This window comes from Flaviaesturariibacter aridisoli, from assembly GCF_004343705.1.
Classification (GTDB): Bacteria; Bacteroidota; Bacteroidia; order Chitinophagales; family Chitinophagaceae; genus Flavisolibacter; species Flavisolibacter aridisoli.
Map to the genome: position 1 here is coordinate 1 of NZ_SKFH01000066.1, position 6,583 is coordinate 6,583.

General features: G+C 59.1%; 6 protein-coding genes. 2 read left to right on the forward strand and 4 right to left on the reverse strand.

What is annotated here, in order from left to right:
* Positions 1 to 96: 96 nt before the first annotated feature.
* Positions 97 to 1,620, reverse strand: coding sequence for a serine hydrolase (locus E0486_RS18255; RefSeq protein ID WP_131854458.1), 1,524 nt, complete (start codon positions 1,618 to 1,620; stop codon positions 97 to 99).
* A gap of 161 nt (positions 1,621 to 1,781) precedes the next feature.
* Between E0486_RS18255 and E0486_RS18260 the strand changes: the two genes are divergently transcribed.
* Positions 1,782 to 2,411 (forward strand): DUF4142 domain-containing protein, encoded by a 630-nt coding sequence (locus tag E0486_RS18260; RefSeq protein WP_165917411.1) that lies wholly within the window; start codon positions 1,782 to 1,784, stop codon positions 2,409 to 2,411.
* A gap of 112 nt (positions 2,412 to 2,523) precedes the next feature.
* On the opposite strand, the gene E0486_RS18265 is transcribed toward E0486_RS18260, so the two are convergent.
* Together E0486_RS18265 and E0486_RS18270 are read right to left on the reverse strand one after the other, a co-directional pair.
* Positions 2,524 to 4,107, reverse strand: coding sequence for an acyl-CoA mutase large subunit family protein (locus E0486_RS18265; RefSeq protein ID WP_394345768.1), 1,584 nt, complete (start codon positions 4,105 to 4,107; stop codon positions 2,524 to 2,526).
* A gap of 73 nt (positions 4,108 to 4,180) precedes the next feature.
* Positions 4,181 to 4,690, reverse strand: coding sequence for a DUF7935 family protein (locus tag E0486_RS18270; RefSeq protein ID WP_131854462.1), 510 nt, complete (start codon positions 4,688 to 4,690; stop codon positions 4,181 to 4,183).
* A gap of 199 nt (positions 4,691 to 4,889) precedes the next feature.
* Between E0486_RS18270 and E0486_RS18275 the strand changes: the two genes are divergently transcribed.
* The gene (locus E0486_RS18275) at positions 4,890 to 5,234 is read left to right on the forward strand and encodes a HesB/IscA family protein (protein WP_131854464.1); all 345 of its coding nucleotides are present in this window, start codon (positions 4,890 to 4,892) and stop codon (positions 5,232 to 5,234) included.
* 94 nt (positions 5,235 to 5,328) lie between these two features.
* Here the strand turns inward: E0486_RS18275 and E0486_RS18280 are convergent, their stop codons facing one another.
* Positions 5,329 to 6,009, reverse strand: a complete 681-nt coding sequence (locus tag E0486_RS18280) for an outer membrane beta-barrel protein (protein ID WP_165917412.1) — start codon at positions 6,007 to 6,009, stop codon at positions 5,329 to 5,331.
* Positions 6,010 to 6,583 lie beyond the last annotated feature (574 nt).

The window sequence follows — 6,583 nt, forward strand, 5'->3', positions numbered from 1 at the left end:
GGGGTTAGGGGATGGGCAAGGAAGGGGTTAGGGGATGGGCAAGGAAGGGGTTAGGGGATGGGCAAGAAAGGGGTTAGGGGATGGGCAAGGAAGGGGTTAGAGGTTGGGCTTCGTCTTGATAAACACATATGGATCCTGCTCCGCGTATTCGTTTTGCTTCGTCGTCACGCTCCGCACTTTGCCTTTGAGTTCTTCGAACCGGATGCTGAAGATGCCGTATTCGATGTTGTTGTAGGTCATGAGCCAGTCGCCGTTGTCCATATACTGAAGCGTCGCTTCGAGGTCTTCGTGGTTGAGGAAGCGGATGACGAGGTTGTCGCCTTCGGTGCGGATGCGGATGGAGCCGTAGAGCCCGTTCTGGTAGGTGCCGGCGTATTCGGTGAGCGGCAGCGGGGGCTTCGTGCCCTTCACGCGGGCTTTCCAGGCGGCGATCTCCTGCAACTGTTCGGCGAGCTCCTTACGGAAGCCGGGCAGGAACTGCTGGCTGCGGTCCACCCAGGGCACGTTGAGGTAGGCGTCCAGGATCTGGTAGCGCAGCGCCTCGAAGAAGCTCTGGTTGTCGTTGTTGGTGAGGATGGCGATGCCCAGGCGCTCTTCGGGCACGAAGCACACGTTGCTGACCATGCCGCCCGCGCCGCCGGTGTGCCAGTATACCTGCTTGCCGTTGTAATCGGTAGCAAACACGCCGAGCCCGTAGGTGCGGAAATGCGTGGGGAAGGCCGACGAGCGGCGGCTGCCCACCACGATGTTGCCGTCGCGGGTTTTCTGCAGCACCGAAAAGGGCAGGAGGCGTTGGCCTTTCCAGCGGCCGGAATCCAGCTGGAACAGAAGCCAATGGGAAAGGTCGCTCACGTTGCTCACGATGGAAGCGGCAGGAGCGAGGTTGTTCCAGTTGTCGTAAGGCACGCGCTGCAGCTTGCCGGTGAACGACGACGTATAGGGCGTTGCCACATTGGGTTGCTTTTCAATACCGGTGGACAGGAGCTGGGTTTCGTTCATGTCGAGCGGGCGCACGATGCTGTCGCGCACGAAGTCTTCCCAGGTATAGCCCGTTACGCGGGGGATCACCTGGCCGGCCGTCAGGAAGCAGCTGTTGCAGTAGCCATAATCCTGGCGGAACTGCTGGCTCGGCTTCAGCAGGCGCATGCGCTTCATGATCTCGTCGCGCGAGAGCATCGTGTTCCAGAAGGTGAAGTCACCCTGGAAGGTTTTGGTACCGATGCGGTGGGAGAGCAGGTCGCGGATGGTGACGAGCTGGGTGGCGGCCGGCTCATAGAGCCGGTACTCGGGGAAATACTTGCGGATCGGGTCGTTGAGGTTGATCTTGCCGCGGGCGTCGAGCAGGGCCAGCGCGGTGCCGGTGAACAGCTTCGTGTTGGAGGCGATCATGAACAGCGTGTGGGCGTCCACGGGCTGACGGCTCTCCACGTCGCGTATGCCGAAGCCCTTGGCGAGCACTACCTGCCCGTCTTTTACGATCACCACCGAAAGGCCGGGAAGGTCCCAGTCCTGGAGGCCGCGGGCGATGTAGCTCTCGAGGCTGTCGCGGATAAAGGCGGGTTGCTGGGCGGAGGCTGCGAAGGAGCAGCAGGTCAGGAGGAAGGGTATGATCTTTTTCATGGCTGGCGAAGGGATTTCGGCCAAAGTACAACAATTCCCTATTTGAGGTGAGCCGTTCCGCGCTTGTGCGACAACGTGGGGTCGGGGATAAAACAAAACAGCCGGGTTGGTCTGGCACAACTTTTATGCGTTTACCCCTATTCTTAACCAACAATTTCTATATGAAAAAGACGTTTGTCTTACCAGCTCTGATTGCAACGACCTTATTCGCCTCCTGTAACAGCGGCGAGAATTCCTCCAGCGCAAGCTCCGACACCACCGTGAGCACCACGAACACCACCACGGTAACACCGGATACCGCCACAACCAGTCATACGACTACAACCACGCCGGCCAGCACGTACAGCAGCACCCCGCTCAATGAAATGGATCGCGCCTTTGTGATGAAGGCCGCCATGGGGGGCAAAATGGAAGTGGACGCCGGCAATCTCGCCCAGACCAACGCCATGAACGACCGCGTGAAAGCTTTCGGCTCGATGATGGTGCGCGACCACTCGGCCGCCAACCAGGAGCTGATGAGCCTTGCACAGGCAAAGGGCCTCATGCTTACCGACAGCAGCAGCAAAATGATGCAGGATCACATGACGTCCATGCAGAAAATGCAGGGCAAAGCCTTCGACAAACACTACATGGGCATGATGGTGACCGACCACAACAAAGACGTGGCCGAGTTCGAAAAAGCAGCCAGCAGCGCCAACGACCCCGACCTGAAAGCCTGGGCCGCCAAAACACTCCCTACCCTCAAAATGCACCAGGACAGCGCGAAGGCCATCAACATGGCCATCAAGTAAGCGCGGATCTCTGATACCGGATGTCTAATGTAAAGAGCCCTGTCCAACGGACAGGGCTCTTTCGTGCTTGCACACGAAGTTGAAATTAATATCAGACATCCGGCATCCGAAATCAGCGATATTCCCCATACACGCCGCGCAGCACATCCGCGATCTCGCCGAGGGTGCAGTGGGCTTCCACGCCTTCAATAACGTGGGGCATCAGGTTGCCGCCGTCGGTGGCGGCGCCCCGGATGCGCTCCAGGCATCGGGTGGCGGCAACGGCATCGCGGCGGGCGCGCAAGGCCTGCAGCTTCTGCGACTGGGCGTCGCGGATGGAGTCGTCGATCCGGAACCCGGGCACGGGATCTTCTTTACCTACGGTAAACTTGTTGACACCCACGATGATCTTCTCGCCGCTTTCGATACCGCGCTGGTAGGCATAGGCGCTGCGGGCGATCTCGTCCTGTATGAAGCCCTGCTCGATGGCCGTCACCGAACCGCCCATGGCGTCGATCTGTTTCAGCAGCGTCCAGGCTTTTTCCTCCACTTCATCGGTGAGGTTTTCCACGAAGTAGGAGCCGGCCAGCGGGTCGACCGTGTCGGGGGCGCCGCTTTCGAATGCCACTACCTGCTGGGTGCGCAGGGCGATGCGGGCCGCCTCTTCGGTGGGCAGGCTCAGGGCCTCGTCGTAGCCGTTGGTGTGCAGCGACTGGGTGCCCCCGAGTACTGCTGCCAGCGTCTGGATCGTTACGCGGGAAATGTTGTTGAGCGGCTGTTGCGCCGTGAGGGTGGAGCCGCCGGTCTGGGTATGAAAGCGCAGCATCATGGCCTTCGGATCGGTGGCGCCGAGTTCTTTCATGATACGGGCCCACATGCGGCGGGCGGCGCGGAACTTGGCCACTTCCTCAAAGAGGTTGTTGTGCGCATTGAAAAAGAAGGAAAGGCGCTTGCCGAACACGTTGATGTCGAGCCCCTTTTCGAGCGCGGCCTGCACATAGGCCTTGCCGTTAGCCAGCGTAAACGCGATCTCCTGCACGGCCGTAGAGCCCGCTTCGCGGATATGGTAACCGGAGATCGAGATCGTGTTCCACTTCGGCAGCTCGCGGCTGCACCACTCGAAGATGTCGGTGATGATCCGCATGGAAGGCTTAGGCGGGTAGATATAGGTGCCGCGGGCTGCGTACTCTTTGAGGATGTCGTTCTGGATGGTGCCGGAAATCTTCTTCAGATCGGCGCCCTGCTTTTTGGCCTGCGCTACATAGAAAGAGAGGAGGATGTAGGCCGTTGCGTTGATGGTCATCGAAGTCGAAACATCTTCGAGCCTGATGCCTTTGAACAACGTGTCGATATCGTCGAGCGAATCGATGGCCACACCTACCTTGCCTACTTCGCCTTCGGCCAGGGGATGGTCGGAATCGTAGCCGATCTGCGTGGGCAGGTCGAAGGCCACGGAGAGGCCCATCACACCCTGCGAGAGCAGGTAGTGGTAGCGTTTGTTGCTTTCTTCGGCGGTGGAAAATCCGGCGTACTGCCGCATCGTCCAGAGCTTGCCGCGGTACATGTCGGGCTGTACGCCGCGGGTAAAGGGAAATGTGCCGGGCTGCTCGTCCATCGGGATGGGATGGTCGGCCGGAGTGTACAGCGGCTTTATTTCAATTTCGGAGTCGGTGCGGAGGGGTGTCATCGTGAGCCGTGAGCCGTGAACCGTGAGCAAGTTCAGAGGGTTGTGTTCGTTATTAAAAGGCCGCGTGCGTCAGCGCTCACGGCTGACGGCTCACGGCGGACGATTACCGCATGATCTTCTTCGCCTCGGCATTCAGCGTTTCGAGGGCGGACGTATGGAGGGCCGTGCCTTCCTGCTGCATCATCACTTCGAGCAGTTGCTTGTTGAGGTCGGCGGCACGTGCGTCGGGGGGGAGCACGCCGGCCACCTGGTTGATCACCAGCAGGCTTTGGTCGCGGAGGTTGCGCACGGCGGCCCAGGCGGTGTCCGACACATAGATCTGCTGCGAGGCGTTGTAATCGTATTCCTGCTTGATGTTTTCGATAAGCACGTAGCGCATTTCCTGGGCGCTGAGGTCGGCGGAAGCGGTGCGGCCGATGAGGGCCGGCAGCGAGATGCGCTCGCACAGCAGCACGAGGCGTTCGTAGGCGGTCAGGCGCAGGGGCAGCGCAGCGCCGCCTGCGGCGGCGGCGGGAGCGGGAGCTTCGGCCGCGGTCCCCTTACGGAAGAGGGCCACCAGCGCTACGGCCAGGGCCGCCGCTGACACCAGCAGCGCGATTTCGGGAGTATCCATATTCATAGCGGGCTCAAAAATAGGACGGAAAAGTGGGAAGTGGGAAGTGGGAAGTCGGAAGTGCGAAGTATGCGGTGGGAACAAGGCCGCGCAGGCGGTTCCGATCGCTGGTAACCGGGATAGCGGGGCCGCATGTCAAGAGAATGCCATTATTTACGCCTGTTTCCATCCGCCGCGATATCTGCTTTACCTTTGGGGTATGGAAACGACAACGATGAGCCCCGTGCGCTTTACCGCCAGCGCCGCCGCCGAGATCCGCCGCCTGCTGGAAGGTGCTGATGCCGACGGGGGCAAGGAGCTGCGCATCGGCGTAAAGGGCGGCGGCTGCTCGGGCATGTCCTACGTGCTCGAATTCGACCAGCGCCACGACAGCGACCAGGAATATGATTCCGAAGGCATCCGCTTCATCATGGACCGGAGCCACGAGCTTTACCTCTTCGGGGTGGAAGTGGATTGGGAGAACGGCCTCTCCAACCGCGGCTTTACCTTCCGGAACCCGAACGCGTCGACCACCTGTGGATGCGGTTCGTCTTTCGCCGTATAATCGCGAATGCTCACGCCCGATAATGAAGAACGGATGCCAAAGGCATCCGTTCTTTTTTGCTGGTTCCGACGATCCTGCGCTACGCAGGACAACCTCACAATTTGATTCCCACAAACACGCTCAGCACGCGGTGCTTGTTCGCGTCGTCGGCATTGCTGTTGCTGCCCGACTGCAGTTTGGCCAGCCCCAATCCGTAGTTGACCCCGATCACGGCCAACTTGCCTTCGAAGCCTGCGGTACCGTTGAGCCCGTAGTCGAAGCGGCGGAGTATGCCGAAACCGGTGCCTTCCTCCTGGTTGAAGGTGGAAGGGTCATCGTTGGAGAAGCGGATGCTGCGCTCGCCATTGACGCCCAGCAGCGCGCTGCCTTCGGTGCGCACCTTGCCGGTGATGCCCATGGCCACATAGGGGCCGGCGCCGAAAAAGAAATGGCTGCCGCCGCCGACCGGAGGCTTCACTACCAGGTTCACCGGCACTTCTATATAGTAGGGATTCGTGCTTTGCTTGTAATAGCCGACCTGGCCCGGCTCGCGGTACTGGACTTTCGCGCCCTTGCCGGTGAACAAAATGCCGGGCTGCAGCGCCAGCATATTGGTGCCTAACTTGATGTTGCCTATCAGGCCGACCTGGAACGACGTCAGCATATTGGAGGCGTCGGCACGGCCCGAAGCCGTAGTGGAGATGTTGGCGAAATTGACGCCGGCGCGGATCTGTTGCGCCTGCACAGCGCCGAAAGTACCAGAAAGGAGCAGTAAGGTAAAGAGGCCTTTTCGCATAGATGTGTTTTTGAGCCTCATCCATACAAAAGCTCTGCCAAAAGGTGAATCCCGGCGCGGTGGCCGGGATTCATTCAATTATAGCAGCATGGCTTCAGCCTGACTCTGCCCAGCGTATGGGCACATACGTACCGGCAAGGACGCGGTTCTTCACGGTACGATTAACAGGTCGCAACAGGTATTGGATCTTCAGGAAGATCATATCCGCAAGAGCTTCCAAAGCCACCGGAACGATACATTACAAGTAACATTATAGGATCAGAAAGGGATTGTCGGCATTGAAGGCCGATTTGGAACCAGATTTTCTGTTACGGTTGGTAAAGCGCGATTTGAACCAGCGAATCATCTTTGTGAACATAGAACTACCGTTTTTAGAGTTAACAGAAAGGACTGATTATCAAGGGGTAGGTGGTGGTTCAAACTCCAGGCCAAAGCCCGGCGTCGTGGTGATTCCTGAGGATGCTCCTCCAAGTTAGTCATTTCTTCCCGTTCACCAAACCCATCCGCGCACTTTTTTTTACGATTTCTTTAGCGTTCATGGGCAAACGAAAAGTGCCGGACGAACGTCCGGCAC